This is a genomic window from Faecalispora anaeroviscerum, assembly GCF_947568225.1.
Lineage (GTDB): Bacteria > Bacillota > Clostridia > Oscillospirales > Acutalibacteraceae > Faecalispora > Faecalispora anaeroviscerum.
In genome coordinates, this window is sequence record NZ_CANOOQ010000001.1 from 232,620 (window position 1) to 258,829 (window position 26,210).

At 51.4% G+C, this 26,210-nt stretch carries 27 protein-coding genes and 2 tRNA genes; 13 read left to right on the forward strand and 16 right to left on the reverse strand.

Annotation, left to right across the window (positions count from 1 at the left end; genetic code table 11):
* Nucleotides 1–89 precede the first annotated feature (89 nt).
* A complete protein-coding gene (gene pyk / locus QOS46_RS01205; protein WP_283606671.1) occupies nucleotides 90–1,850 on the reverse strand; it encodes a pyruvate kinase in 1,761 nt (586 codons plus the stop codon).
* Nucleotides 1,851–2,108: 258 nt separating this feature from the next.
* Between pyk and QOS46_RS01210 the strand changes: the two genes are divergently transcribed.
* From QOS46_RS01210 to QOS46_RS01240, 7 genes are all read left to right on the forward strand, one after another.
* Nucleotides 2,109–2,921 carry a M15 family metallopeptidase gene (locus QOS46_RS01210; protein WP_283606672.1) on the forward strand — a complete coding sequence of 271 codons (813 nt, stop codon included), beginning with the start codon at nucleotides 2,109–2,111 and terminating at the stop codon, nucleotides 2,919–2,921.
* A 104-nt stretch (nucleotides 2,922–3,025) separates the two neighbouring features.
* Entirely contained in the window at nucleotides 3,026–3,232 is a 207-nt protein-coding gene (rpmE, locus tag QOS46_RS01215) for a 50S ribosomal protein L31 (RefSeq protein ID WP_283606674.1), read from the forward strand.
* A 103-nt stretch (nucleotides 3,233–3,335) separates the two neighbouring features.
* Nucleotides 3,336–3,968, forward strand: coding sequence for an IMPACT family protein (locus QOS46_RS01220; RefSeq protein WP_283606675.1), 633 nt, complete (start codon nucleotides 3,336–3,338; stop codon nucleotides 3,966–3,968).
* A 45-nt stretch (nucleotides 3,969–4,013) separates the two neighbouring features.
* Nucleotides 4,014–5,009, forward strand: coding sequence for a deoxyguanosinetriphosphate triphosphohydrolase (locus QOS46_RS01225; protein WP_283610746.1), 996 nt, complete (start codon nucleotides 4,014–4,016; stop codon nucleotides 5,007–5,009).
* 25 nt (nucleotides 5,010–5,034) lie between these two features.
* Nucleotides 5,035–6,801 (forward strand): DNA primase, encoded by a 1,767-nt coding sequence (gene dnaG / locus QOS46_RS01230; RefSeq protein WP_283606676.1) that lies wholly within the window; start codon nucleotides 5,035–5,037, stop codon nucleotides 6,799–6,801.
* 14 nt (nucleotides 6,802–6,815) lie between these two features.
* Nucleotides 6,816–7,907, forward strand: coding sequence for an RNA polymerase sigma factor RpoD (rpoD, locus tag QOS46_RS01235; RefSeq protein WP_283606677.1), 1,092 nt, complete (start codon nucleotides 6,816–6,818; stop codon nucleotides 7,905–7,907).
* A gap of 16 nt (nucleotides 7,908–7,923) precedes the next feature.
* On the forward strand, nucleotides 7,924–8,361 hold the full coding sequence (locus QOS46_RS01240; protein WP_283606679.1) for an RrF2 family transcriptional regulator: 438 nt from the start codon (nucleotides 7,924–7,926) through the stop codon (nucleotides 8,359–8,361).
* Nucleotides 8,362–8,424: 63 nt separating this feature from the next.
* On the opposite strand, the gene QOS46_RS01245 is transcribed toward QOS46_RS01240, so the two are convergent.
* The 5 genes from QOS46_RS01245 to QOS46_RS01265 form a co-directional block, all read right to left on the reverse strand.
* Nucleotides 8,425–8,856: a hypothetical protein gene (locus tag QOS46_RS01245; protein ID WP_283606681.1), complete on the reverse strand. Its 432-nt coding sequence runs from the start codon at nucleotides 8,854–8,856 to the stop codon at nucleotides 8,425–8,427.
* A 216-nt stretch (nucleotides 8,857–9,072) separates the two neighbouring features.
* Nucleotides 9,073–10,458, reverse strand: a complete 1,386-nt coding sequence (gene hydG, locus QOS46_RS01250; RefSeq protein ID WP_283610747.1) for a [FeFe] hydrogenase H-cluster radical SAM maturase HydG — start codon at nucleotides 10,456–10,458, stop codon at nucleotides 9,073–9,075.
* Nucleotides 10,442–11,488: a [FeFe] hydrogenase H-cluster radical SAM maturase HydE gene (gene hydE, locus QOS46_RS01255; RefSeq protein WP_283606683.1), complete on the reverse strand. Its 1,047-nt coding sequence runs from the start codon at nucleotides 11,486–11,488 to the stop codon at nucleotides 10,442–10,444. Before hydE ends, hydG begins: the two co-directional genes overlap by 17 nt.
* Nucleotides 11,481–12,683, reverse strand: a complete 1,203-nt coding sequence (gene hydF, locus QOS46_RS01260) for a [FeFe] hydrogenase H-cluster maturation GTPase HydF (RefSeq protein ID WP_283606685.1) — start codon at nucleotides 12,681–12,683, stop codon at nucleotides 11,481–11,483. Before hydF ends, hydE begins: the two co-directional genes overlap by 8 nt.
* On the reverse strand, nucleotides 12,684–12,938 hold the full coding sequence (locus tag QOS46_RS01265) for a TM1266 family iron-only hydrogenase system putative regulator (protein WP_020072265.1): 255 nt from the start codon (nucleotides 12,936–12,938) through the stop codon (nucleotides 12,684–12,686).
* Nucleotides 12,939–13,454: 516 nt separating this feature from the next.
* Between QOS46_RS01265 and QOS46_RS01270 the strand changes: the two genes are divergently transcribed.
* Nucleotides 13,455–14,552: a tetratricopeptide repeat-containing glycosyltransferase gene (locus QOS46_RS01270; protein ID WP_283606689.1), complete on the forward strand. Its 1,098-nt coding sequence runs from the start codon at nucleotides 13,455–13,457 to the stop codon at nucleotides 14,550–14,552.
* A 240-nt stretch (nucleotides 14,553–14,792) separates the two neighbouring features.
* On the opposite strand, the gene QOS46_RS01275 is transcribed toward QOS46_RS01270, so the two are convergent.
* On the reverse strand, nucleotides 14,793–14,981 hold the full coding sequence (locus QOS46_RS01275; protein ID WP_283606691.1) for a ferredoxin: 189 nt from the start codon (nucleotides 14,979–14,981) through the stop codon (nucleotides 14,793–14,795).
* 290 nt (nucleotides 14,982–15,271) lie between these two features.
* Here QOS46_RS01275 and corA point away from each other — a divergent pair, with 290 nt between their 5' ends.
* Nucleotides 15,272–16,291 (forward strand): magnesium/cobalt transporter CorA, encoded by a 1,020-nt coding sequence (gene corA / locus QOS46_RS01280; protein WP_283606692.1) that lies wholly within the window; start codon nucleotides 15,272–15,274, stop codon nucleotides 16,289–16,291.
* Between the two features lie 95 nt (nucleotides 16,292–16,386).
* Nucleotides 16,387–16,671 carry a GlsB/YeaQ/YmgE family stress response membrane protein gene (locus QOS46_RS01285; protein WP_283606694.1) on the forward strand — a complete coding sequence of 95 codons (285 nt, stop codon included), beginning with the start codon at nucleotides 16,387–16,389 and terminating at the stop codon, nucleotides 16,669–16,671.
* A 216-nt stretch (nucleotides 16,672–16,887) separates the two neighbouring features.
* Here QOS46_RS01285 and QOS46_RS01290 read toward each other — a convergent pair.
* The 4 genes from QOS46_RS01290 to QOS46_RS01305 form a co-directional block, all read right to left on the reverse strand.
* Nucleotides 16,888–16,977: transfer RNA gene (locus QOS46_RS01290), tRNA-Ser, on the reverse strand.
* Between the two features lie 35 nt (nucleotides 16,978–17,012).
* Nucleotides 17,013–17,101: transfer RNA gene (locus QOS46_RS01295), tRNA-Ser, on the reverse strand.
* Nucleotides 17,102–17,213: 112 nt separating this feature from the next.
* Entirely contained in the window at nucleotides 17,214–17,732 is a 519-nt protein-coding gene (locus QOS46_RS01300; protein WP_283606695.1) for a M48 family metallopeptidase, read from the reverse strand.
* 31 nt (nucleotides 17,733–17,763) lie between these two features.
* Complete coding sequence (locus tag QOS46_RS01305) at nucleotides 17,764–19,173, reverse strand: MATE family efflux transporter (RefSeq protein ID WP_283610749.1); 1,410 nt, start codon at nucleotides 19,171–19,173, stop codon at nucleotides 17,764–17,766.
* Between the two features lie 574 nt (nucleotides 19,174–19,747).
* Here QOS46_RS01305 and QOS46_RS01310 point away from each other — a divergent pair.
* The 3 genes from QOS46_RS01310 to QOS46_RS01320 all read left to right on the forward strand — a co-directional run bounded on the left by QOS46_RS01310 (nucleotide 19,748) and on the right by QOS46_RS01320 (nucleotide 21,548).
* The gene (locus QOS46_RS01310; RefSeq protein WP_283606696.1) at nucleotides 19,748–19,957 is read left to right on the forward strand and encodes a YwbE family protein; all 210 of its coding nucleotides are present in this window, start codon (nucleotides 19,748–19,750) and stop codon (nucleotides 19,955–19,957) included.
* Nucleotides 19,957–20,316: an arsenate reductase family protein gene (locus QOS46_RS01315; RefSeq protein ID WP_283606698.1), complete on the forward strand. Its 360-nt coding sequence runs from the start codon at nucleotides 19,957–19,959 to the stop codon at nucleotides 20,314–20,316. The genes QOS46_RS01310 and QOS46_RS01315 overlap by 1 nt, the downstream gene beginning before the upstream one ends.
* Before the next feature lie 395 nt (nucleotides 20,317–20,711).
* A complete protein-coding gene (locus tag QOS46_RS01320; protein ID WP_283606700.1) occupies nucleotides 20,712–21,548 on the forward strand; it encodes a pirin family protein in 837 nt (278 codons plus the stop codon).
* Between the two features lie 107 nt (nucleotides 21,549–21,655).
* Here QOS46_RS01320 and QOS46_RS01325 read toward each other — a convergent pair whose 3' ends face one another.
* The 5 genes from QOS46_RS01325 to QOS46_RS01345 all read right to left on the reverse strand — a co-directional run bounded on the left by QOS46_RS01325 (nucleotide 21,656) and on the right by QOS46_RS01345 (nucleotide 26,157).
* Complete coding sequence (locus tag QOS46_RS01325) at nucleotides 21,656–22,399, reverse strand: MerR family transcriptional regulator (protein ID WP_283606701.1); 744 nt, start codon at nucleotides 22,397–22,399, stop codon at nucleotides 21,656–21,658.
* 243 nt (nucleotides 22,400–22,642) lie between these two features.
* A complete protein-coding gene (locus tag QOS46_RS01330) occupies nucleotides 22,643–23,323 on the reverse strand; it encodes a hypothetical protein (protein ID WP_283606703.1) in 681 nt (226 codons plus the stop codon).
* Nucleotides 23,324–23,583: 260 nt separating this feature from the next.
* Nucleotides 23,584–24,438, reverse strand: a complete 855-nt coding sequence (locus tag QOS46_RS01335) for a MetQ/NlpA family ABC transporter substrate-binding protein (protein WP_283606705.1) — start codon at nucleotides 24,436–24,438, stop codon at nucleotides 23,584–23,586.
* Between the two features lie 38 nt (nucleotides 24,439–24,476).
* Nucleotides 24,477–25,139: a methionine ABC transporter permease gene (locus QOS46_RS01340; RefSeq protein ID WP_283606706.1), complete on the reverse strand. Its 663-nt coding sequence runs from the start codon at nucleotides 25,137–25,139 to the stop codon at nucleotides 24,477–24,479.
* A complete protein-coding gene (locus QOS46_RS01345) occupies nucleotides 25,129–26,157 on the reverse strand; it encodes a methionine ABC transporter ATP-binding protein (protein ID WP_283606707.1) in 1,029 nt (342 codons plus the stop codon). Before QOS46_RS01345 ends, QOS46_RS01340 begins: the two co-directional genes overlap by 11 nt.
* Nucleotides 26,158–26,210: the final 53 nt, after the last annotated feature.

Sequence of the window (26,210 nt, forward strand, 5' to 3'; positions counted from 1 at the left end):
CTATATTTAAATAAAAATCAAGCGCCTATACAAAAAAATATTTTAAAAAGGGCCTCCAATTTCAAAAAAAAGCGGCGGCCCTTCTTTCGTTAATGTTTTTCCTGCTTGTGAATGCCGCTGTATACGATTCCGCGCATGGCATCTACTGTTACGGTGGTCCCGCTCTTCAGCAGCTGTGTGGCATTTTCCGCGTTAACGATTACTGGCTTGTTCAGGGCCATCCCTGCAATCGCCGCGTGGGAATTGAGGCCGTCCTGCTCGGTAATGATCGCGGAGCTCAGACGAATCAGCTCCATCAGCTTGTTGGTGGAGCGGGGCAGCACCAGAACATCACCAGGCTTAAAGCGCTGCCAGGCTTCTTCCTCTGTCTGGCACACACACAGGTTGCCGCAGGCATACCCCTGGTTGACTCCGCGCCCCGAAACAAGGATGTCGCCTACCATCTGCACCTTCAGCAGATTGGTGGTGCCGGAAAAGCCTACGGGTACACCAGCGGTGATTACGACAACGTCACCGTCCTTTACCAGACCGCGGTCTCTCGAAACCTTCACCACATGGTCAAACAGCTTGTCGGTGTTGACCTGCTCCTCCACCATAATCGGGATCACACCCCAGGAAAGGTTCATTTGGCGGCGTACTGTTTCACTGGTGGTGCCGGAAATAATCGGGCAGGCGGGGCGGTATTTCGAAACCATACGGGCGGTTCTGCCGGATTTCGAAACCGTGATGATCGCTACGGCGCCGAGATCATGCGCTGTGGTGCAGGTGGCATGGGAGATTGCGGAGGTAACGTTCGGGGATTCCTTGCCAACCAGCTGTGCCAGGCGGGATTTATAATTGATATCGCGTTCGGTGCGTTCGGCGATCGTAGACATTGTTTTCAAGGATTCAATGGGGTACTTGCCGGCAGCCGTTTCACCCGAAAGCATAATTGCGCTGGTGCCGTCATAAATGGCATTGGCTACGTCGGTGGCTTCCGCACGGGTGGGGCGGGGATTCTTCATCATCGAATCCAGCATCTGGGTGGCAGTGATGACCTGCATGCCGCCGTTATAGCCTTTTTTGATTAGGCGCTTCTGCACCACGGGGATTTCTTCGAGAGGAATCTCTACCCCCAAATCGCCGCGGGCAATCATAATACCGTCGGCTACGCGGATGATCTCATCAATATTATTAACACCTTCGCGGTTTTCAATTTTAGCGATGATGCGCATGCTGTGGCAGTTTAGTTTTTCCAGCTCGCTGCGCAGCTCGAGAATGTCGCGGGCGCTGCGTGTGAAGGACGCGGCGATAAAATCAAAATCCTCCTGCACGGCAAAGGAGATGTCCTTCTGATCCTGCTCGCCAATAAACGGTAGAGAAAGCTGAATCCCGGGCACATTCACGCCCTTGTTTGCAGAAAGTGTGCCGCCGTTTACCACGGTACACAAAACATCGGTATCGGTACAGGATTCCACTCTCAGCTCTATCAACCCATCGTCGATCAGAATCTGAGATCCGTGGGATACATCCTTCGGCAAATTGGCAAAGGTGACGCTGACGATCTGATCGGTTCCGTCCACCTGCCGTGTGGTCAGGGTGAATTCCTGGCCCTGCACCAGTGTAACCTGCGGGGTGGAAAATGTTTTAATGCGTACCTCGGGGCCTTTTGTGTCAAGCAGCAGTGCTACGGGAAGATCCAGCTCCTGACGCAGCTTTTTCACCATATCTGCGCGCACCTTCTGCTCTGCATGGGATTGGTGGGAAAAGTTCAGGCGGGCAACATCCATGCCAGACAGCATCAGCTGACGAAGAACAGCTTCTTTATCGGTTGAGGGGCCAAGCGTACAGATGATTTTGGTTTTTCTCACGGTAATTCCTCCATTCGAACGACGGGTTTCATAGTTAAGCGTTACGGCGCAAATCCTGATTTTCTCCACGCTAATACTACATCATATTTTGTCAAAAATCAAACAAATGTTAATGAGGAAAAAGAAAATAGTTTACTTCTCTGGATTACAAACAGATATTGAAAAATTTTATGATAACATATACAATAAAGAAGAAAACGCAAAGGGCACATGGCTGCAAGGAAGCAGTGCGTTGCCATAGAGAGAGGAGTGCGCGGCGTGGGACTATGGAAAAGAGATGGACGATCCGGCAGTCGTGGAAACAAGGTGCTCAAAAGCCAGCCCGGCTGGCGCAGTGTGAACCAGGTACGGCGGCTTCGAATCCTGATGACCGTTGTCGCGGTGGTCATTCTGATTTCAGTAACGGCGGGGTTGCTGCTTGTCTGGCATCAATTGCATCCGTCTTTGGAAAAGGAGCTTTTTGCTTCCTCGGCGCCGGAATACTCTGAGCCGGCGCAGTCGTCGGTAGCCAGCAGCGCGCCGGAGCTTCTGATTCTCGTCAACAGTGACCGCAGTCTTGCGCAGAGCGTTGTGCCTGATTTGACAAAGGAAGACGGCGTGGAGGTGGATAAGCGCCTGGCCGCGGCGTATGAAGAGATGAAGCGCTCCGCGGCGGAGGACGGCGTTACGCTGAACATTACACGGGGCTATGTCACGGCGGAGCAGCAGGAGGAGCTGTATAAACAGAAGGTGCAGGAGCTGGTGGCTTCGGGCTACACGCAGGTGCGCGCTGAGGATACGGCGCAGTCGATGGTGGAGCGAGGAGGCCACAGTGAATACCAGACCGGCCTTGCGGTGGATTTTGAATTGACCGGAGGAGCTGGCGGAGCGGAATCTAAATGGCTTTTGGTCAACAGCCCGCAATATGGTTTTGTTTTGCGGTATCCCGAAAACAAAACAAGCGTTACGCAGCGAGGCGCGGAGCCGCAGCATTTTCGTTATGTGGGGCAGGAAAACGCCCAGCGCATGCGCCAAATGGGCTTTTGTTTAGAGGAATATGTGTCTTATCTTGCCAAACAATCGAAAAAATAAAGATTTTGAAGGAATAGTACTTGCTTTTTTAATATCTTTGTGCTAAAATTCCTTTGTTATACTTATATTGATAAGTTGTACTTTCGTTGAAAGAGGTGACAGGAATGAAGGAAGCAATCCATCCGAAGTACCAGAAGACGACCATTAAATGCGCTTGCGGAAATGAGATCGAGACACGGTCTACCAAAGACAATATCCGCGTTGAAATATGCTCCAAGTGCCATCCGTTCTTCACCGGCAAACAGAAGCTGATTGATACAAGCGGTCGCGTAGACACATTTAAAAAGCGTTACGGTCTTCAGGAGAAATAATCGTCCTGAAGCATCCTGCGGAAGTTTTAGTCTGGAATTATGGGGGGCGGCGCGATGCGCCGCCCGTCTTTTTATCATTCTATGAAAAAGGCGGGACAGGTTTATGACAGAATACAAAACCGTCAGCCAAAATGCCTGTGCGGAATTTACGGAGCGTCGTTCCCGGTTTATCGGCTATGCAAGGCCGGTTTCCACCGAGGAGGACGCAATTTCTTTCCTGAACGAAATCCGCCAGAAGCATTGGGACGCGTCCCATAACGTGTATGCGTATTCGCTGCGCGGCGGCCAGCTGCGCCGCTATTCTGACGACGGCGAGCCACAGGGAACGGCCGGGATGCCGGTGCTGGAGGTTCTGCAAAAGCCCGGCGTTGTTGATGCAGCCGTTGTGGTAACCCGTTACTTTGGCGGTGTGCTGCTGGGAGCGGGCGGTCTGGTGCGTGCGTATTCCCACGCGGCCTCGCTTGGCATTCAGGCGGCAAAGCCCATTGTTATGCGCCTTTGCTGGCTGCTTCGGCTTCAGTGCGACTATTCCCAGTACGGAATTTTGGCGGCACTGATCCCGGAGTGCGCAGGGGTGGTTGACGAATCGGATTTTACCGAGATTGTCACGCTTCGTTTCCACATGGCGCAGGATGATGTGCCCTTCTTCCGAAAGCGGTTGGCAGATGCCACCGGCGGAACGGTAGAGGCGGAACAAACAGGAGAAAAATATTTTGAGTGGAAGCAGGAGATTTAGGCTCTCTTTGCGTATATCCTTATGAGAGGATTGCGGGTGATCACTATGACCGTTAGAGAGAGAACCGAGCTGCTAGAAGAGCAAATTTTGTCGCCTTATGCGACATTATCGAAAAAAACACAGGGCCGCGACCGGCCCGAAGAGGAATGCGAGATGCGCACGCCATTTCAGCGTGACCGCGACCGCATCATTCACTGCAAGGCGTTTCGCCGGCTAAAGCACAAAACGCAGGTGTTTTTGTCGCCGGAGGGCGACCATTACCGCACCCGGCTGACCCATACGCTTGAGGTTTCGCAGATTGCGCGCACCATTGCACGGGGGCTGCTGCTCAATGAAGATCTGACCGAAGCGATTTCTCTCGGGCACGATCTGGGACATACTCCGTTCGGTCATGCGGGTGAACGGGTGCTGGATCAGCTGTGTGAGCAGGGCTTCCGTCATAATGAGCAGAGCGTGCGTGTTGTGGAGAAGCTCGAAAACGAGGGCCGGGGCCTGAACCTCACCAAAGAAGTGCGCGACGGGATTCTGTGCCATACCAGCGGTACACAGGCGCAAACACCGGAGGGGCGCATTGTCCGTCTGGCGGACCAAATCGCCTACATCAACCACGATATTGACGACGCGGTGCGCGCGGGCGTTTTGACCGAGGAGGATATTCCCGGACATATTACCAGTGTGCTGGGTACCCGAAAATCGGTGCGCATTGGCACGTTGGTCAAGTCGGTGATCCGAGCGAGCGAAGGAGCAGATATTCGCATGGAGGAAGAGATCCTCCCGCTGTTTCTGGAGCTGCGCAAGTTTATGTTTGAACAGGTCTATTTCAATCCTTATGCCAAAAAGGAAGAGGAAAAGGTTCCTTTTCTAATCACGACGCTGTTTGAATACGCAAAGAACCCCGCGCATTTGCCGCAGGATCTGCGCGAAACAGCGGAGCTGGAGGGAACCGAACGGGCCGCTGCGGATTTTATTGCGGGCATGACCGACCGGTATGCCGTGGTGCTGTTTCAGGACATCAGCGTTCCAAAATCCTGGGACCATTAAGCGCCGGGGATAGGAGGGGGATCAGTTGGCACTGCCGGATGATTTTTTACAGGAGCTGAAAAGCCGCAGCGATATTGCCGACGTGGTTTCATCCTATGTCAGCCTGCGGCACAGCGGCAGAACCCTTTCCGGGCTTTGCCCATTTCACAGCGAAAAGACACCGTCGTTTCACGTTTACCCCGAAAACGGTTCGTTTTACTGCTTCGGGTGCGGTGCGGGCGGAGATGTGATCACGTTTATCCGCCAAATTGAAAATCTGGATTACATGGAAGCGGTTCGGCTTCTGGCGCAGCGGGCCGGCATTTCCGTGCCGGAAAGCGAAGCGGATCAGGGGTTGGCCAGAGCCAGGGGCCGCATTCTCGAGATCAACCGTGAGACCGCGCGGTTTTACCATTCCCAGCTGCTGAGCGAGCAGGGCGCGTCGGGGCGGGATTATTTGCTGGGGCGCAGCTTGACCCCGCAGACCATCCGCCATTTCGGGCTTGGGTATGCGCCGGATTCGCGCTTTGCGCTGGTTAATACCCTGAGCGGCAAGGGCTATACGCCCGAAGAGCTGTTACAAGCCAATGTCGCTATTCGGGCCTCCACAGGCAGGGTGATGGATCGTTTCTTTGCCCGGGTGATGTACCCGATCATCGACCTGCGCGGGAACGTAATTGCGTTTGGCGGGCGAATACTGGGGGATGGAAAGCCGAAATATCTCAACACGTCTGATACGCTCGTTTTCCACAAAAGCACCGGGCTGTTCGCGATGAATTTCGCAAAGAACAACGCGAAGGACGGCCTGATTTTGGCCGAGGGCTACATGGACGTGATCGCGCTGCATCAGGCTGGCTTTCAGAATGCGATTGCCACGCTTGGCACAGCGCTGACGACGGAGCAGGCGCGGCTTTTGGCGCGCTACACGGGAGAGGTCTTTCTGTGCTACGATTCGGACGAAGCCGGCCAGAAGGCCAGCTCACGCGCGATTCCGCTTTTGCGGGAAGCGGGGTTGACGGTGCGGGTACTCAGCCTTTCTTCGGGCAAAGACCCGGACGAATTCATGCGTTCCTACGGTGAGCAGGGGCCGGCGCGGTTCCGCCAGCTGATGGAAAGCAGCGGAAACGATGTGGAGTATCGCTTGCAAAAGCTGCGAGCGGGACATAACCTGCAAACGTCTGACGGAAAGGTGGCTTACCTGACCGGTGCGGCAGAGCTTCTGGCTACGCTCGACAGCCGCATGGAACAGGAGATTTACGCAGGCCGCCTGGCGGAGGAAATCGGGATCGAGCGATCGTCCATTCTGATGCAGGTGGAAAAAAATACAAAAAAGCGACGAAAAGACAAGGACCGGCGGCAGTTCCGGGCGTTTCAACAGCAGACGGCGGGAATCCGCGACACCGTGAATCCGGAAAAAAGCCGGCATTTGCGTGCGGCCAACGCGGAGGAAGCGTTGATCGTCTATCTGATGCAGCATCCGGACGCGGCAAAAACGCTGGAAGCGGCTCTGCCGCCCGAAAATTTCGTTACCATGTTCAATCGTCGATTATATACGGTCATTCTGGGGAAGATTAAGGATGGCAAGGCATGCGGCCTTACAGACCTTGCGGGAGAATTCTCTGTGGAAGAGATTTCTTCTGTTGCGAAAATGCTGGCAGATTACCATCAGGTCAATGTGACTGCTCAGGACGCAAAGGAGTACCGGAATGTGATTTTACAGGAGCGCACAAAGCTGGATCCGCAGGACGTTGGTTCGGCGGCTCCGCAAGACATTCGGGACTATCTGCAAAGATTAAGGGAGCAGAAAAAATAGGGGGAACTACGCATATGGAAACGCCTGATAAGAAAACAGTCATCAGAGATCTGATCGAGCTGGGGAAAAGCAAGGGACAGCTTTCAACCAAAGAAATTCTGGATGCTCTCGGTGAGCTTGATTTTGATCCGGAGCAAATAGAAAAGTTTTACGATACGCTTGAAAGCCAGGGCGTCGAGATCATAGAGGATTTTGCCAACATCCCGCTCGAGGGGCTCGAGATTCCCTCGAGCAGTGACAGCGAAGATGTGGAGTCGGCTTTGGTCACAGAGGGAATCGCCATCGACGACCCGGTGAAGGTGTACCTCAAAGAGATTGGCCGCGTTCCGCTCCTCTCCCCCGAAGAGGAGATCGACCTGGCTATCCGTATTTCAAACGGAGACGAAGCGGCAAAGAAGCGTCTGTCCGAAGCGAACCTTCGTCTGGTGGTCAGCATTGCCAAGCGTTACCTTGGCCGCGGAATGCAGTTCCTCGACTTGATTCAGGAGGGAAACCTCGGCCTCATCAAGGCAGTGGAAAAATTCGATTATACCAAGGGCTTTAAATTTTCTACCTATGCAACCTGGTGGATTCGTCAGGCCATTACCCGCGCAATCGCCGATCAGGCGCGAACCATCCGTATCCCGGTTCATATGGTCGAAACGATCAATAAAGTGAAAAAGGTATCGAGTCAGCTTCTGCACAGCAACGGCCACGAGCCGACTGCAGACGAGGTTTCTCTCGAGCTGGACATGCCGGTGGATAAGGTTCGCGAAATCATGCGGGTGGCACAGGAGCCGGTTTCGCTCGAAACCCCGATCGGTGAGGAAGAAGACAGCCATCTCGGCGACTTCATCCCCGACGATGAAGCTCCCGCTCCGGCGGATGCCGCCTCTCACACGCTGCTGCGTGAGCAGCTGGGCGAGGTGCTCGACACCCTCACCCCCAGAGAAGAAAAGGTGCTTCGTCTGCGGTTTGGCCTGGAAGACGGCCGTTCCCGCACGCTGGAGGAAGTGGGAAAGGAGTTTAACGTGACCCGTGAGCGCATTCGCCAGATCGAGGCTAAGGCGCTGCGCAAGCTCCGTCATCCCAGCCGCAGCAAGAAGCTGAAGGACTTCCTGGATTAATGGAAGGAGCCTCGTCATGCACATGACATTAGAAACGGACTATGCGGTTAGAATTGTGGATTTTCTGGCGGCATCCAATCAAAAGGCCGATGCACGCAGCATTTCGGAGGGGACGTGTGTTCCGCCTAGATTCGCGCTGAAGATTCTGCGTAAGCTGGTTTCCGACGGGATCGTTCAGTCCTATAAAGGAGCGCACGGCGGGTATACGCTGGCCCGTCCCGGCAGTCAGATTACCCTGCGCGAAGTGATTGAGTCGGTGGAAGGCCCTTACATGATCAGCCGGTGCCAGCAGGATGAATATGCCTGCACGCATCTGGCCTGCCGGTATCACCGCATCTATGCCGAAATTTCGGAGTCGGTGCGCAAGCAGCTGGATTCATACACCTTTTCTCAGGTGGAGCCATGTGGAGCGGCCTGTAAATCTCCCTTGTTTGGTGAGAAGCAGAAAAAATGATTTAGACTATTAAAAACGGGCTGCCTTCAGGCAGCCCGTTTTTAAATAACTATAAACCGGAAATTATTCTTTAACGATATAGCTCATATCACCTAGATGATATATTTCTATCATACATTCTTTTATCTCATCTTTACCTGAAAAATATCCGTCAAATTTGGAGGTATTAAAGCCGTAAGTTTCGTCTACGACCTCGAAGGTAAATTCGTTATAACGATTTATAAAATCTTTTAAATTCATTTTACTACCGGTAAAGCAACCCACATTACCGCATAAAACATTCTGATATTCCAGCAGATACACAAAACTGAAATCCCAATCTATTTTCTCAAACTCAATGCTGCCGTCTATTTGTTCAAAAGGTTCTATCGTTTTTACAAATCCGTCTTGGAACTGCATTCGAAGGATATCGTTTGCCACCTCAAAACCAATCACCGTTCTATCATGCAAACTGTAAGGCAGATGCACAACATTACTGCGAATAACCTTATTCATCTGATCACCTCACAAATTCATGTCTCTTTGTCCGCTGCATAACAAAATCTTATGATTGCTATTGTATCAGACTCAAAAGGGAAATTCAACCATAGCTGGCTGACAACAGGTCACAACTGATCAATTATCCTTTGTCGAATTTAACGGGAAGAGACAGCATGATGCAAGCATTTTGCAGATACCGCCTCTGTGTGTGTGTTTGGTTAAATGAACAGCTTACAGGAACAGGTCCCGTTCCCCGGCACGCATGCGCTCAATGTTCCGGCGTACGATTCTCTGCACATTCGGGTTTTCGATTTTGTTCAGCTCGTTCTCCAGCAGATGCCCTCCCATTTCGGTCAGCTCCGGGTCGCCGTAATCGAGCATGTACTCCAACAGCGTCATCAGCGCGTTGGGAGTACAGGTGTTCTGAATGGTTCCGCTTTTCGCCAGCTGCATAAAGCGGTCGCCGGTGCGGCCCTGCCGGTAGCAGGCGGTACAATAACTGGGAATATACCCGTTTTCAATCAGGGTCTTAATCACCTCGAGCGGGCGGCGCTCATCCGAAAGCTGGAACTGGCCTGATACCGCCTCGTGCGGGGAATCCTCTTCCTGCTTGTACCCGCCGATTTCGGTGTTGGAACCGGCGCTGATCTGCGACACCCCGTAGCGCAGCACCTCGTCACGCATTTCTGCCGATTCGCGTGTAGACATGATAATGCCGGTGTAGGGCACGGCGATCCGCAGAATAGCTACCAGATGCTTAAAGGTATCATCATCCACCAGATGCGGAAAATCCTTCAGGCTCATGCCCTCGGCCTGCTTTAAGCGAGGCATGGAGATCGTGTGGAAGCCCACGCCGAAGCGTTCTTCCAAATGTGCGTTGTGCATCATCAGGCCGAGCACCTCAAATTTGGGGTCATACAGGCCGAACAGCACGCCCGCGCCCACATCCTCAATCCCCGCTTCCATCGCGCGGTCGAACGCGGTCAGGTGGTAGTCGTAATTGCTCTTGCGACAGTGGGGATGCATTGCCTCATAGGTGGGCTTATGGTAGGTTTCCTGGAACAGAATGTAAGTGCCGATGCCCTTTTCGTGGAGCATCCGGTATTCCTCCACCGTGGTGGCGGCAATATTGACGTTGACGCGGCGGATGCTGCCGTTGTCGAGCTTCGTGTCGTAGATGGCGTCGAGCGCGTCCAGAATGTACTGAAGATCACAGTTTTGAGGGTCTTCTCCAGCCTCAAGAGCAAGGCGCTTGTGGCCCATGCGCTCCAGTACGCGAACCTCCTGCTGAATTTCCTCGCGGGTCAGGCGGCGGCGCGGCATCTCGTTGCAGCGCTGAAAGCCGCAGTAAACGCAGTTATTCACACAGTAATTCGAAACATACAGCGGTGCAAACAGTACCACCCGGTTGCCGTAGATTTTTTTCTTGATGTCCCCGGCGGTGCGATAAATCCGCTCTAAAAGCTCCGGCTCGGTGATTTCAAGCAGCAGCGCGATATCCAGATAATCCAAGGTTTCTCCGTTTTCCGCACGGCAAACGGCGGCTTCGCGCTGTTCATGGGTACTGCTTTTTGCCTGCTCCAGTAATTGATAGATTAGGTCATGATCCAACTGCATCATGCTGCGTCCTCCATTCTTTATGGTCACCCCGGCTCACCGTAAGGCGGAATCCGGCCCGCTCCACGCGGCCCTGAATGCAGAAGCGGCACTCCGCCGCTTCGTCGCCGGTACAAATTTTATTGTCATACAGCAAATATTTTTTTCGAACATCCGTAGGGGATAGATTCGGCATTACCACATTCGCGCCTGCCTTCAGCGCCTTTTCCCGCCCGAGCGGGTCGAGTGTGCCCACCGCCGTGGTGGCGGGTAGGAGCGCTGTGGGCAGCAGTACCCGCAGCATTGCGAGCATCAAAAGGGTCTGTTCCACCGTGCCGGAAGGGAACGTGCCGAATGGCGTATCCGTTTGTGGAATAAACGGCCCGATACCCACCATATGCGGCTGCAGTTCCTGCAAAAACCGCAGGTCGTCCGCGAGGTATTCCGGAGTCTGAAATGGAGAGCCCACCATGAATCCCGCCCCTACCTGATAGCCGATGTCGCGCAGATCCCAAAGACATCGCTTGCGGTTCTCGGGGGACATGGCGGACGGGTGCAGCTTTCGGTAATGCTCGTCATTTGCGGTTTCGTGGCGCAGCAGGTAGCGCTGTGCGCCCGCGTTGTAAAAGCGCTGGTACGATTCGCGGCTGCGCTCGCCGATGGAAAGGGTCACGGCACAGTCTGGGTGTGTGGTGCGAATGGAATACACCATGTGTTCCATTCGATCGTCGGTAAAGTAAGGGTCTTCGCCGCCCTGCAGCACAAAGGTGCGGTAGCCAAGCTCCCAGCCCAGTGAACAGCAGTCCAGTATCTGGCGCTCGGTCAGGCGGTAACGCTGTGCGTATGGGTTGCTGTGGCGAATGCCGCAGTACAGGCAGTCATTCTTGCAGTAGTTGGTGAATTCGATCAGGCCGCGGGTGTAAACCTCGTTGTCGTAAGAAAGGCGGCGAAGGCGGTCGGCCTCCCGCATCAGTTCTGCATAGTCGGTTCCTCCGCCGTCGCGGATGAATTCCGCCAGCTCCGCGCGGGTCATACGGGAAAGGTTACGCATAGCTTCCCTCCTTTATGTGAGTTTCGGGGATTGGTTGAAGCACGCGGTCAAGAATACCGGTCACATAGGCAATCAGGACGCCGTAGTTCACGATCGGCACCTCGGCCTCCCGCGCCTGACGGATGCGGCTGAGCATTTCGGAACGGTTGATCATGCACGCGCCGCAGTGTACAACGAGCGCGTATTCCGGCAGCTGCTTGGTGTAGCCGAGGCCGGAAGAAAAATCGAAGTGCAGCTCTTTTCCGGTTTTCTGCCGCAGCCAGCGCGGAATTTTCACCTTGCCAATATCATCCTCCTGCCGGTGGTGCGTGCAAGCCTCGGCAATCAGGATACGGTCACCGTCTTGCAGTGCGGCAATCGCTCTCGCACCTGCTGCAAGCTCTGAAAGATCGCCCTTGGCGCGGGCAAATAGAATGGAGAACGAGGTCAGCGGCATGTCCGGTGGCAGAAGCTCCGCCACATGGGCAAAGGCCTGTGAATCGGTAATCACCAGAGCGGGCGGAGCCGAGAGCGCGGCAAGCGCTGCGGGGATTTCCTCCGGCTGCACGACCAGAGCGGGCACGCCCAGCTCGAGCAAAGCACGCAGCACCTGCTGCTGGGGCAAAATCAGCCGCCCTTTGGGCGCGGAGGAGTCAATCGGCGTTACCAGCAGTACAAGCTCACCGGGGGAAATAAGACCGTCCAGCAGGCCCGGGGCTTTCTGCTGCGGCTTTGCATTCGACAAAACCTGAATCAGCTGTTCCATCCCCAGCCCGGTTTGAGCAGAAACCGCAATTGCGCCTTCCGGCGCGGGAAGAGAGTTTAAATCGCTTTTGTTCCACACGAGAATCACCGGAAGGCCGCGCTGTCGGAGCTGCCGTAGAAAATCTTCCTCCTCGGTGTCAAGGCCGCTCTCGGCGTCCGCCACATATACGGCGATGTCCGTTCTGCCCAGCACCTCCAAGGATTTTTCGCGCCGCAGCGCGCCCAGCTCACCGGTGTCGTCGAGCCCGGCGGTGTCGATCAGTACACATGGCCCCAGCGGGAACAGCTCAATGCTTTTATACACGGGGTCAGTCGTCGTGCCACGCTGGTCAGACACAATGGCGGTGTTTTGGCCGGTGAGCGCGTTGATCAGGCTGGATTTTCCGGCATTTCTCCTGCCAAACAGTGCAATATGGGTGCTCACGGATCGTGGGGCCTGAGTTTGCTCCATTCAGGAAACCTCCTTTTTCGAAATTGAAGTCTTAACGGTCACATGCTCCAGTCTGCCGAGGCGTCCTGTCAGACTGTTGATCTCGTCAGTGCTGCTGATGACCACCAGAGAAATCACGGCCATGTTCTCCTCCGGCATGGGGATTCCCATGCGGCCCTTAACGATGCCCTGAAAAGAAGAGATCACCTGATTAAATTCCTGCTGGCAAAGATTTGGCTGCTCCAAAATGGCGCTGATCACGGCGACGCGGTTCATAGCACATTCCTCCTGTAAAATTTTGACCCGTTGCCGCCATCAAACACGGCGAACGGATACTTCGGAATCTTGTCGTTCCACAATGAAAAAAGCCTTTCCGAAAAATCGGAAAGGCTTCTGGGTCTGATCAAAGCGCAACAAAACAGACGGCCCGTTCAAAAAAGAGGGCTATCAATCCGTTTCTTTCAGATCAGCGATGCTTTTCCGTCAGATTCGTTTTCTGTGGGATTCGATCCGGCACATCCGCAAAAAAATTCTTGACGGAAATGGCGGGTTTGGCCTTATTATAAAGAGAATCGGGCAGATTGTCAACTAATTGACAGACAAAATTAGAATTCAGACAGCTGTGCCGATGCGCAATGAGTTGCTTTATGAACAAGACGAAGAGAGCTATTTGCTAGAGGCGGTTTTCGCCCTCTCAATCGCCGGGCGGCTGACCACCCGGATTAGCACTCCGCCTTGGTCCGGGTCATATACTGTCAGAAGAAGCTGATTTCAACAAGGGGGAGAATGCGATTGGGTCAATATAAAGTTTGTGTGTATGCGATCAGTAAAAATGAGGAGCAGTTTGTCGACCGCTGGATGGATTCTGTCAGTGAAGCTGATCTGGTTATTGTGGTCGATACCGGCTCGGCAGATAACACAGTTAAACAGCTTCGAGAGCGCGGAGCGACAGTCTATGAAGAGCAAATCATTCCCTGGCGGTTTGACGAAGCGCGAAACCTTGCGCTTCGCTATGTTCCCGAGGACGTAGACATCTGTGTGTCGATTGACTTGGATGAAATCCACGAACCTGGGTGGAGAGAGGTCTTGGAATCCGCCTGGAGTCCGGAGTATACCCGCGCAAAATACCCGTATATCTGGAGTCATCGTTCCGACGGTATGCCCGATCAAAAATACCAGAGAGAAAAGATTCACCGGCGGCATAATTTTCACTGGATACACCCTGTACATGAGATTTTGGAATTCACCGGAGAAGGCGGAGAAAACGAGGTGTGGATCGAGGAACTCGTTCTTCACCATTACCCGGATGTTACAAAGCCCAGAAGCCTATACTTGCCCTTGCTGGAACTTTCGGTAAAAGAGAACCCATCTGACGACAGAGCTATGTTCTGGCTTGGCCGGGAATACCTGTATTACCAAAAATACAATTCTGCAGTTGAAACGCTGAAAGAATATTTAAAGCTCCCTACGGCAAGGTGGAACGAAGAGAGAAGTGCCGCCATGCGTTTTATTGCGCAGAGCTATGAACAATTACAGGATGGCAAGGCCGCCGCAACATGGCTGTTCCGCGCGATGGAGGAATGCCCTGCAGTGCGCGAGCCTTATCTGGGGTTTGCCAGATTGGCTTATGGGGAACAAAATTGGCCGATGGTATATGCTATGGTGAAGTTAGGGCTGGCGATTACAAAGAAAAGCGGAAGCTACCTGATGGAGCCGGAGTGCTGGGGTGCAGAGCTGTATGATCTGGGAGCTGTCTCCGCCTATTATTTGGGCCTGTATCAAAAAGCGGAGGATTATGCGGAAACGGCCTTCCAAATGCGCCCGGCGGATGAACGGCTGAAATCCAATCTGGAGTTGATTCGGAAAACAGTGCAGGAGCAGGCCGGTTAAGTCCGCTGCAAAAATTTTTGATAAAGGGAAAGCACCGGGAGCGTGAGGACCAGCCGGTGACCCAAGCGCTAGGGATGCTACATGGTTGTCCGGAGAAGCTCGTAAGCCGTGTTGCTGGTTGGTGGTCGTTATCATACTTACGGCAATCGTCAGGAGATAGACTACCAGATTTTGGTGGAAGTAAATTTATACAAAAAGCTGTGGCGGCCTCCTGGATGGCCGCCACAGCTTTTTCAGAAATTATTCTACCGTGATAACGGAAACCGGACACCCTTCTTGTGCTTCCACGGCAGTAGCCTCCGCGTTCTCCGGAACATCCTCCTGATAAACCTCCGCTACGCCGTCATCTGCCATACGAAACACTTCAGGACAGGTCTCTGCGCAGAGACCGCAGGAAATACAACCCGATCTGTCGAGCTTTGCTTGCATAAAAACATCCTTTCTTTTTGTGACATCAATTGAAATTCTTTCCATTTAGCGCTGAATAAATACCAGGTTTCCTTTATTTTACAGCAGGGGTGTGAGATTTACCAGATAGTCCGAAGATATTTTCTCCCTATATGAAAAAATCATACTGTATTCGAAGTTGTCTGTAAATACGGAAAGAATAAAAAGAATGCGCCAAAGAAAAGAAAGAGTGTTATAATACGAAGCAGAGCTTCAGGCGGCTGTGAGCTATAGAATCATCTAAAGAAAAGTAACGGGAGGAAACGATGCCGATGAAACAGGAAAAAACATCTGGAATTTCCGAAGAGTGGCCGTCGATCGAGATTTTTGATTACAGTGTGGACACATGCAATATTTTCTTTTGGGATTTTTTGTCCTCGCCTCGGCTGAATTCTCTGGCTGATATTGCAGACGGGCATGTGCGATGGATTAATGTGGACGGCCCATGCAGCGAGGGGCTTTTAAATGAGATCGGCAGTGTTTTTCACATTCATCCGCTGGCGATCCACAATCTTCGCAATCAATTCCAGCGAGCCAAAGTAGAAGAATACGATGGATTCCTTTCCATCGTAACCAAGATGATTTATTTTACAGATGACATCCTGACGGTAGAACACACCAATATTCTGCTTGGTCACAATTATGTTCTTACTTTTGGGGATACTAAGGGGGATGTGTTCGAAAATATCCGCAGGCGCATTCAGGCCGATATGCGTGTGCGCTCTGCGGGGGCCGATCATTTGGCCTATTTGCTGCTGGATGCTATCGTCGACGGTTATTTCGATGCGCTCGAAACGATCGGCGGGCAGATCGACGACCTGGAAGACAGTATTATGGAAAAAACCACGAAACAGCATTTGCTGCAAATCCGCACAATCAAGAAAGACCTTCTGCGGGTCAACCGGCATATCTGGCCGCTGCGCAACGTGGCCTCCCTCATGGATAAGGAATCGAGTGAGCTGATTCATCCTGAAACGGAACCGTATCTGCGGGATGTTTACAATCATATTGTGCAGGCCATCGATTCTACGGAAACTTACCGTGATCTGCTTTCCGGCCTTGCTGACCTGCACTTTTCAAATATCAGCTACCGGATGAATGAAATCATGAAGGTGCTGACGATCATCTCCACTATCTTTATCCCGCTCACTTTTATCGTGGGCGTGTATGGAATGAATTTTAAATATATGCCCGAACTGAACCAGCCGTGGGGGTATCCCGCCATTTGGGTAGTCATGGTTGCCGTCAGCATCGTAATGCTCCTATTTTTTCGAAAGAAAAAATGGCTGTAAAAGCTACAAAAACACATAATATTTTATTTATGGGACATTCTATGCTATATAATGTCATTAAACAAAAATTAAATTATGAAAGTAGATGAAATGATATGGGCATTATTACATGGATTGTATTAGGTGCATTAGCAGGATGGATAGCAAGTATGATAGTTGGTAAAAATTCAGAAATGGGGGCATTTGCAAATGTGTGCATCGGTGTTGCCGGTGCGTTTATAGGAGGGTTCATATTTAACATGATTACCGGTGTAGGATTTACCGGATTTAATATTTGGAGCTTAGTTGTAGCAACAATAGGATCAATCATTTTGTTGTTAATTATTAATCTCTTTCAGAAAACAAAACACGATCATGTCGATCAACCAATCAATAGATAACCTCCTCATAGAGAATAAAACAGAAAGCCCGCGGAGATTAGTCCGGCGGGCTTTTCTATTGCTTACTCCGCTGGCTTTGGGCTGGCGGAGTTATTTTATCAAATTCGGGTGGGAATAGAAGTGGGAATAACAAGACTTTTTATATTACTAGCTGCCACCAAGTGCCATTTAAATAAAAAAATAAAGCCCGCAAAAACTTAGCGTTAATGCGGACTTTGGCGGAGAAAAAGGGATTTGAACCCTTGCGCCGGTTACCCGACCTACTCCCTTAGCAGGGGAGCCCCTTCACCACTTGGGTATTTCTCCGAATCTATTTTATTGAAAGCTTATCAAAATATGAATGGCGGAGGGGAAGAGATTCGAACTCTTGGTCCCTTGCGGGATCACTAGTTTTCAAGACTAGCTCCTTAAACCACTCGGACACCCCTCCAACACAAGGTGCGAAAGTTATGATACCACAAGTTGTGTGCTATGTCAATGGATTTTCCTCAAAACCAGGCAAAAAAATGACTAATTTAAGCATTTTACCCTTCAAAAATACTCTATTTCTTGAGCAGCTGCCAGCGCTCCCGATAATCCGGCAGTACGGATTGTACCAGTGCATAAAAATCCTTTCCATGGTTTTTATGGCGAATATGTGCCAGCTCGTGAACCACTACGTAATCTACAGCCGGCATGGGGTATTGCATCAGCCGCCAGGAAAAGCAGAGCCGGTTTTTAGGGCTGCAGCTGCCAAAGCGGGAAACGGCCCCGGTGATGGTAAGACCGGTAGGGTGAAGCTCCATCAGGTTGGCATAATAGGCTACCCGTTCCGGCAGGATTTCTTTCGCGCGGCAAATCAGCTGTTCGCGCTCCGCGGCACTCGGTTCCGGGTGCTGCTCCATGCGGCAGCGCTGCCGTTTCAACGCAGAATGAATCCAGTCCTCCCGCTGCGTTACAAACAGGTCGATTTCACTCTGCGGGCAGCGTTTGGGGGCGCGTACCACCACCGCGGCGTCACGTGTAATCTCCAGCGAAAGCGTCTTGCGGCTGGAGCGGATCAGGGTGTATTCCGGTTTCATAAGGTGTCCCTTTCCTGTCACAGGGGAGAGTTTAATCAATCAAGTGATGTGCGTACCATTTGTTGCCTTTTACTCGGAACAGGAAAATCCCGGCACGGATCGCCCACTCCACAATCATTGCAAGATAAATGCCGATCAGCCCGAAACCAAGCGGGAGCGCCAGCAGCCCACCGCCTGCCACGCGCAGTCCCCACATACAGAACAGGGAAACAACCGAGCTGAATTTGGCATCACCCGCTGCGCGGATGGAAGCCGGAATGATAAAGCTGGGCGACCACACAAAGGGCATGGCGATCGCAGTTACCATCACAATGCGCTGGATTTCTGCAATGATTTGTTCTGGCGGATTGAAAATACCGATTAGGCCGGGCAAAAGCGGCTGTATGATCAGCAGCATAATCACGTAGCATACGCTCGAGAGCACCAAAAAAGTCCGTATAAATTTGCGGGAATCATCTACCTGGCGCTGACCCATACACTGGCCGATGACCGTTACCGCAACTTGGCTGATGGTGTTACTGGGAATTTGTAAAACCATGATGATCGACCAGCAGATGGCATTCGAGGTAATCGCCAGAGTGCCCAGAGCGACAATATATGTTTGAGTTAGCAGCTTGCCTCCGTTAAAAAACACCTGCTCCGCGGCAAAGGGAAGACCGATATACATGATCCGTCTTAAAATATCCTTATTTAGGCGTAAAGCGCCCTTATACTGAAAATGAAGTGTGTCGTCCAGGCGGGTGAGGAAGAAAAGCGAACAAACCGCGCCAAGGCCGCGCGCAACATTCAGTCCTACCGCAATGCCGACGACACCCCAGTGAAATACGGAAATAAGAAGAGTGTTTACAATAATATACGATACATTGTTAATTAAAGTCAGCGCTAGGGCGGGGCGGGTACGTCCCACGCCGCGCAGGCAGCAGACGCAGCCCTGGTATAGGCCAAATGCAGGGTAAGAAAGAACACTGCCCATGAGATACAGCCGTGCGTTTGAAAAAACGTCTGCTTCGGCGCTGCCGAACAGCAGCCACAAAATCGGGTCGCGAAGTACAATCAGCACCAGAGCCAGGCCAAGCGCCAAAAGAGGAACCGCAGCTACCGTTTGTTCAGTGGAGCGCGATACCATCTCTTGATTATGGCTGCCCTGGTACTGCGCTACCACTACCGTGCCGCCCGTGGCTACCGCCACCAGAACCGTCGTCATCAGTAGGTTCAGCGAATCTACCATGTTTACGGCACTAATGGCAGCCACGCCTGCGGTGCTAATGAGGGCCGTGTTGAAAAAGTTGATGCCAAGAATAAAAGCCTGCTCCAGAAAGATAGGCAGAGCCAGTGCCAGAACCTGTTGGGAGTGAATGCTCTTTCCAGAAAGATGCTTTTCCATCAGGCAAGAGAGCTGCTGTTTTATGATGATAAGCGTTTTGCTGTGCAACAAAATCACACCAATTCCTTTAAAGCTGTATTTGGGCAAGGTGCGGCATAAAGCCACACGGGCGGAAGAAGGGCCGTTGTCCATTTTAACTGGGATGCAAAGCGCCGGTCAAAGGTTTCAGAAATAAGCACCAAAATGGTGCGGAATGAAGAAATCTGTTAATGTGTATTACTATACAACGAAAACAACGGTTTGTCACGGGATAACGCCCCCAAAAGACAAAGAAAAAGGGAGCTTTTTCTGGCAATATTCCCTTTCTGAGATTTTTATAGTAAATTATTTTGCGCACTTAAAAAACTTTTTGCCGAAACATTAGCAGAGTTTCCTCTGGCTGATCAATCGGTTGAGTTTCGTACCTGAAAAATCGGGAGCGGTTTTGCGGAGGAACGGTTCCGGAAGGGGATGTATTTGTGTTATAATAACCTCACGCCGCAAGCCGAAGCCGAGCTTCGGGCGGCTGAGAGAACATTGAATTATCCGGCATTGAGGAATCTGACCTGATCTGGCTCTGCATGAGCAGGCATAAGAGAGGGATGATATCATAACCTCACGCCGCAAGTGAAAGCAAAGGAGTACCAAATTCATGGATGGAACGCAAAGAAAAAATATTGTGATTGGGGCATGGGTGGACGTTGTCCAAAAGCAGGATCAGCGAACGGGTCGGCTTACTCGTGGGCAGGTTGCGCGCCTGCTGACAAAAAGCCCGAGCCATCCCCATGGCATCAAAGTAATGCTGGAATCCGGTATTGTCGGACGGGTACAGCAGGTGATAGAAGAGAAGGAGGAAGCGTAATGGACCGTTTATTCGTATGCTACCCTAAATGCACAACCTGCCAAAAGGCCGAGCGCTGGCTCAAAGAGCACGGGATCGCCGCCGAGATGCGGAATATTAAGGAGCAAAACCCGTCACAGGAGGAGCTGACGCGGTGGTTCCGCGCTTCGGGTCTACCTTTGAAAAAATTCTTCAATACCAGTGGAATGGTTTACCGTGAAATGGAGCTTTCAAAAAAGCTGCCGGGCATGAGCGAAGAGGAACAGCTGGCGCTCCTTTCCACAGATGGAATGCTGGTCAAGCGGCCGATTCTGACAGACGGAAACACAGTGCTGGTCGGTTTTCATGAAAAAGAATGGGAGCAGGCCTTGCTAAAATAAAAAAAGAAAAAGATTCAAAATGGCGGACATCCTCATCCACTCCCTTTTGAATCTTTTTACGATTATATGCCTTGGTGTTCGGCGTTTTTCTGGTTACGGGATTCAGGCCGCCCCAGCCGGAGCGCTTTTGCAGATCCAGCTTCCTGCGCTGAGACTTGCTCATTTTTTCTCGCGGTATCATCTTTTCCATCAGCACAAATCCTTTCTGCTTCCATATTATCACAGGTTCAATTCACACTGTGATAAGGATATTATACCGCAAAAGCAGAGAAAAGTCACCTTCCTGCGGTGAAAAATAAGGTCTGGTAAAATCCGGAACAATGTGCTATACTCTAAATATAATAATAATTATTAAATTTAGCAGAGCGACCAAAAGAAGGAAAGGGGAACACAGCATGAGAAGAACAATTCGTAAAACAGTTACCGGAAGTACACAGTATGACGGTGCAGGGGTGCGTTTAGTACGCGTGATCAGCCGACCGGACGTAGAGGATTTTGACCCGTTTCTGATGCTGGACGCATTCGATTCCACCGATCCGGCTGATTATGTAAAGGGATTTCCGTGGCATCCGCACCGGGGGATTGAGACGGTCACTTATCTGATCGAGGGCAAGATCGAGCACGGCGACAGTCTCGGCAATCAAGGAAGCATCGATAACGGCTGCTGTCAGTGGATGACGGCGGGCGGTGGAATTCTGCACCAGGAAATGCCAAAGGAAAGCACCCGCATGCTGGGGGTGCAGCTTTGGCTGAACCTGCCGGCCAAGGATAAAATGACGGCGCCGACCTATCATGATATTCGTGCGGAGCAGGTGCCGGCGGTTAAAACCGAGTCGGGCGTCACCCGTGTGATTGCCGGCAGCTACCAGGGTACGGCCGGCCCCGGGAAAGGTGAATTCGTCCCGATGACGATGCTGGATGTCGCCCTGAATCCCGGCTGTGAATGGAATTGGACGAGTCCTGCGACGGATACGGTGTTTGCTTATGTGGTGCGCGGCGAAGGGAGCTTTGCGGAGCAAAACGGAGAGATCAGGGAAAAGCACGCGGTTCTGTTCGGTGAGGGAGATGAGCTTTCCATTACGGCAGGAGCGAAGGGAGTGCGTTTTCTGGTGTTTAGCGGCCCTCCGCTGAAGGAACCGATTGCCTGGGGCGGTCCGATCGTGATGAACACCCGCCAGGAGCTGCAGCAGGCTTTTCTGGAACTGGAACAAGGTACCTTCATAAAAGATTGATTTCTTTTGATAGAGAAAACGGGAGCGGACCCATGTCAGGGGCACGCTCCCGCTTTATTTAGCCGGATTTATAAAGAAAATTCTTTCCCTGTCATCACTTGGCGCTGTTATTTCAAAGTGCCTGCATAGTGTTTCATGGCCTGTGCCAGAAACGCGGCAAGACCCTCGCCGTATTGGTCAATATTTTGGGTAAAGCGCAGGTCATCCACATACATTTGTCCCAGTCCCGCAAAGGCCTCCGGCGAGTAGTGATAGCCAAAATTGTCGTTCAGAAAACAATAGAACAATCCGATTTGCTCCAGTACCTCGGGAGAGTCCGGCGGAAGCTGGCGGTATTCTGCAAGCATTCGGAAGATTTCTTCCATCTGGTGTGAAAGCTTTTCCTGTCCCTCTTTTCCCAGAGCGGAAAGCGCATCGTTGTATTGTTGCACCGCTTTGTCGCCCCACCGGCGCCGTGCCTCTTCTTCGTAGGGATTCTTCGAGAAGTCGAAGCCCTCAAATTTTTCTTTCGGTGTCATGGTGATTTCCCCTTTCCATGTTTTGCGTGTTTTGAGTAAGGTATTCAGCATGGTGTCGATCCGCTGTTTTTCGTGCAGCAAATAAGCTTGCTGCACCTGAAATGCCTGCTCCCGGTCAAATTTGGGATTTTCCAGCAGTTCGCGGATGACAGAAAGGGGAAACCCGCATTCCTTGAAGAACAGGATTTGCTGCAGATGATCTAAATTCTCTTCGGAATACTCCCGGTAGCTGTTTTCAGGATTTCGCTCTGGACAAAGCAGACCGATTGCATCGTAATGATGAAGCGTGCGCACACTCAGGCCGGTCAGATTTGCAACCTCGTTTGTGTTCATGGGGGATTCCTCCTTTCAAAGAGTATCATAAGCCATGACGCTGCGTCAGGGTCAATAGGTATTTTTTCTTTTTTTATTCGTATTAACCTGCCCTGATCAAAAAGCCGTTCAATTCATCTCTCACCCAAGGCAGGGGTGAGCCGAAACGATGTAGTGTCCGGTACCTTTTGCTCGGTATCTATCGTCTTTTTGGATAAAGCAATTAAAAACGGGGGTACTAAAATACAGTACCTCCGTTGGTGATTATGCTTTCATATCTAGCATGCAGCCGGTGCTTTCAAAGCTTGAGTTTTTATCGAAGGCTGAAAATTGGCTGTAATACATATCTTCTGCCGAATTCAAGCGATTAAGAAAGCTGCTGCTCATGATTTGCTCTTGTGGTGTCGCGGTCCAGGTCCACCCGTTCGGGCTGTAACTCATAACGGTTTGCCCCAAAGCACTGCATTTTAAATCAAACGTATCAGGCTGCAAATCTGAGCCGGTTACGACCATGGTGCCGGAGTTTAGTGTTACGCTGTAACAGCCTTCCTTTGTTGGCTGTATCAGTCCGTCCTGCTGGTTCAGGTAGTCAATAATTGTTCTGTGCTCGTCCGTAGACGGATTAGATGCGGAAGAGGACTTGTTGACCAACTGCTGGGCATCTTTGGCTAACGATTTTCGGTCAGGTGACACAGCAGAAATGTATTGTGCCCTTGTTTTTTCTGCAATCGACCAGAAACGATTGTATTTACTGTCCTCTTTTTGATAACGCGCTTCGGCTAATGATTTGGCTAAGTCGTCGATGGTCGCATCAAATTCTGCTTCTGTTGGTCGTTCCATTCCCCTGTGAGGAATGTTGTTCCAATCCGGAAGTCCTGTTTTTAATGAAGCTTGCGAATCGTTTATGCTAATTTTTGATAGTCGATTCACTCCAAAAGTAGGCATCGAAGCCCTCCACCCTGTCTCATTTATTTCTCATTCTTATACTTATTATCGACGAATTTGCTCATAACTTAATAGAAGATGAGAAATTACCTCTTTGCCGACAAAAACAGGGACACTATTTCAAATAGTGTCCCTGTTCCAATTTGCCATTCTTTTTTGTGAAGTGGTATTTGCTGTTGCCAAAAAACATTGAATTCGTATGGCGTTTTCCTGTTCTTTATGGCAACGCCGCTGGGTTAAAACTGTTTATTAAGCGATGTTTATTTGGCAGGAACAACAGCGCCTGCGTAGGTGTCATTGATATATTTCTTAATGTCATCGCTTCTCAGAACGGCTACCAGAGCTTTAATGCCCTCATTGTTCTCTTCACCCTCGCGTACCGCAATCACATTTACGTAAGCGGTAGCGGCCAGAGAGGTGTTGGATTCGGAGGCAAGCGCGTCAGAAACCTTCAGGCCGCCGGCGATGGCATAGTTGCCGTTGATGACGGCAAAGTCAACATCGGGCAGAGAGCGGGCAGTCTGCGCTGCTTCGATTTCCTGAATTTTCAGGTTCTTTTTGTTCTCGGTAATATCATTTTTAGTAGCAGTGATTCCTGCACCGTCCTTGAGCTTAATCAGACCCTGATCCTGCAGAAGCAGGAGTGCGCGGGCTTCATTGGTGGTATCGTTCGGCACAGCAACGGTGGCGCCATCCTTCAGTGCATCCAAAGACTTGGTTTTGCCGGCATAAATGCCGAAGGGCTCATAGTGAATATCTCCTGCGGAAACAAGGTGAGTGCCTTTTTCCTTATTGAAGTCATTCAGGTAGGTGATGTGCTGGAAGTAGTTGGCGTCCAGCTCTTTGTTCTCCAGTGCCAAGTTGGGCTGCACGTAGTCGTTGAATTCCTGAATATCGAGCTGGTAACCCTTGGCCTTGAGCAGTTCGTTAGCCTTCTTCAGAATATCTGCGTGGGGCGTGGGGGATGCACCAATCTTAATGGTCTGCAATGCCGCGGTGGAAGAAGTGGACTCAGAAGCAGCAGCCGCACTGCTGGCAGAAGAACCGTTGGAGCAGCCTGCCAGAGCAGAAACAGAAAGGGCTGCAACCAACAAAACAGAAAGAATTTTTTTCATTTTCAATATACCTCCAAATAATTTTCGTACCGATTTATTTAAGACTTACGCTTGTCACTCCGCCCGGCAGAGCGCATACCGATTTCCTGAAAAATCTGCACCACAACCACCAGAAGAATTACCGTGACGAGCATGATACCGGTTTGATAGCGATAGTAACCGTAGTTCACCGCAATCGCGCCGAGGCCGCCGCCGCCAACAAAGCCGGCCGTTGCAGAATACCCCAGAATCGTGGCGATTGCAATGGTTGCCCCGTTGATCAGAGCAGGAACAGCCTCCGGCAGCAGTACCTTAAAAACGATCTGCTTGTCAGATGCGCCCATCGAGTGAGCGGCTTCGATCACACCCTTGTCGACCTCCATTAAAGAGGACTCGACCATGCGCGCAATAAACGGCGCGGCCGACAGTGTCAGCGGAACAATGGCCGCGGTAGAGCCGAGTGAGGTACCGACGATCAACCGGGTCAGAGGAATCACCATAACCATCAGAATCAGGAAGGGGATGGACCGCGTAATATTGACAATCACGTCCAGTACCTTATAAAGCGGAGCGTTGGGGCGAATTCCGTCCTTTGCGCTGATGACCAGCAGAATGCCGAGCGGCAGGCCGATCACATAGCCAAACAAAGCGGAAAACACCGTCATGTATAAGGATTCTCCAATGCCTACCAGCAGCATTTGCATCGTGGCGTTATCCCACATAGCCGTTCACCTCCTCTACTGTCAGCCCGCGCCGCTGCAAATAGCGTAGCATGTTTTCCCGCAGGGCTTCCTGCTGAGGAACCTGAATGACAATCTGGCCGAATGCCTTGCCATCTATATTTTTGGTATCCGCATAGATGATATTCACGGGAATTTTGAATTCCAGAACCATGTCCGCAATCACGGGCTCAAACGAAGAGTGGCCGTCGAATACGATCCGGTAACAGGTAGCACCCGCATCCTGCGTTGAGAATGGTTCGCTCTTGCGGCCGTCAGGGTAAACGAGCTTCTGGGCTGCGGCGGTTTTGGGGCGGAAGAAGATTTCCTCCACGCTGCCAACCTCGGCAATATGACTCTGGTCAATGATGGCCACCCGGTTGCAGATTTGTTCGATGACGCTCATTTCGTGGGTAATGATGATAATGGTAATGCCCAACCTCCGATTGATGTCCTTCAGCAAAGACAGAATCGAAGCGGTTGTGGTGGGGTCGAGTGCGCTGGTGGCTTCGTCACACAACAGCACCTTCGGGTTTGGAGCCAGGGCCCGGGCAATCGCGACGCGCTGCTTCTGCCCGCCTGAAAGCTGCGACGGGTACGATTTTGCGCGGTCAGAAAGGCCGACAAGCTCCAGCAGCTCTTTGGCTCGTGCCTTCGCGGTTTTTGTGTCCGCTCCGGCAATTTCCAGCGGGAAACAGATATTGCTCTCTGCGGTGCGCTGCATCAGCAGGTTGAACTGCTGAAAGATCATTCCCATCGAACGGCGTACCGTGCGCAGTTCCAGATCATTCAGCTTTGCAATGTCCTTGCCGTCGAACAAAACGTGCCCCGCCGTCGGGCGCTCCAACAGGTTCATGCAGCGTACCAAAGTGCTTTTTCCGGCGCCGCTCATGCCGATAATTCCAAAAATATCCCCTTGCTGAATTTGCAGATTAATATCTTTTAAGGCGTGAACAGTGCCGTTTTTTGTTTGGAATGTCTTTTCCAAATTCTGAATCTCAATCAACGTTTGAGATGCCACAAAATTCCCTCCTTTTCTACAATAACCCTTTTAGTATATACCAAAATGCGCAG

Bases quoted from the DNA above. Each gene is read 5' to 3' on its own strand.
- rpmE (WP_283606674.1), top strand. From the start codon at position 3,026: ATGAAGGAAGCAATCCATCCGAAGTACCAGAAGACGACCATTAAATGC.
- QOS46_RS01220 (WP_283606675.1), top strand. From the start codon at position 3,336: ATGACAGAATACAAAACCGTCAGCCAAAATGCCTGTGCGGAATTTACG.
- QOS46_RS01225 (WP_283610746.1), top strand. From the start codon at position 4,014: ATGACCGTTAGAGAGAGAACCGAGCTGCTAGAAGAGCAAATTTTGTCG.
- rpoD (WP_283606677.1), top strand. From the start codon at position 6,816: ATGGAAACGCCTGATAAGAAAACAGTCATCAGAGATCTGATCGAGCTG.
- QOS46_RS01240 (WP_283606679.1), top strand. From the start codon at position 7,924: ATGCACATGACATTAGAAACGGACTATGCGGTTAGAATTGTGGATTTT.
- QOS46_RS01245 (WP_283606681.1), bottom strand. From the start codon at position 8,856: ATGAATAAGGTTATTCGCAGTAATGTTGTGCATCTGCCTTACAGTTTG.
- hydG (WP_283610747.1), bottom strand. From the start codon at position 10,458: ATGCAGTTGGATCATGACCTAATCTATCAATTACTGGAGCAGGCAAAA.
- hydE (WP_283606683.1), bottom strand. From the start codon at position 11,488: ATGCGTAACCTTTCCCGTATGACCCGCGCGGAGCTGGCGGAATTCATC.
- hydF (WP_283606685.1), bottom strand. From the start codon at position 12,683: ATGGAGCAAACTCAGGCCCCACGATCCGTGAGCACCCATATTGCACTG.
- QOS46_RS01265 (WP_020072265.1), bottom strand. From the start codon at position 12,938: ATGAACCGCGTCGCCGTGATCAGCGCCATTTTGGAGCAGCCAAATCTT.
- QOS46_RS01275 (WP_283606691.1), bottom strand. From the start codon at position 14,981: ATGCAAGCAAAGCTCGACAGATCGGGTTGTATTTCCTGCGGTCTCTGC.
- corA (WP_283606692.1), top strand. From the start codon at position 15,272: ATGAAACAGGAAAAAACATCTGGAATTTCCGAAGAGTGGCCGTCGATC.
- QOS46_RS01285 (WP_283606694.1), top strand. From the start codon at position 16,387: ATGGGCATTATTACATGGATTGTATTAGGTGCATTAGCAGGATGGATA.
- QOS46_RS01300 (WP_283606695.1), bottom strand. From the start codon at position 17,732: ATGAAACCGGAATACACCCTGATCCGCTCCAGCCGCAAGACGCTTTCG.
- QOS46_RS01310 (WP_283606696.1), top strand. From the start codon at position 19,748: ATGGATGGAACGCAAAGAAAAAATATTGTGATTGGGGCATGGGTGGAC.
- QOS46_RS01315 (WP_283606698.1), top strand. From the start codon at position 19,957: ATGGACCGTTTATTCGTATGCTACCCTAAATGCACAACCTGCCAAAAG.
- QOS46_RS01320 (WP_283606700.1), top strand. From the start codon at position 20,712: ATGAGAAGAACAATTCGTAAAACAGTTACCGGAAGTACACAGTATGAC.
- QOS46_RS01325 (WP_283606701.1), bottom strand. From the start codon at position 22,399: ATGAACACAAACGAGGTTGCAAATCTGACCGGCCTGAGTGTGCGCACG.
- QOS46_RS01330 (WP_283606703.1), bottom strand. From the start codon at position 23,323: ATGCCTACTTTTGGAGTGAATCGACTATCAAAAATTAGCATAAACGAT.
- QOS46_RS01335 (WP_283606705.1), bottom strand. From the start codon at position 24,438: ATGAAAAAAATTCTTTCTGTTTTGTTGGTTGCAGCCCTTTCTGTTTCT.
- QOS46_RS01340 (WP_283606706.1), bottom strand. From the start codon at position 25,139: ATGTGGGATAACGCCACGATGCAAATGCTGCTGGTAGGCATTGGAGAA.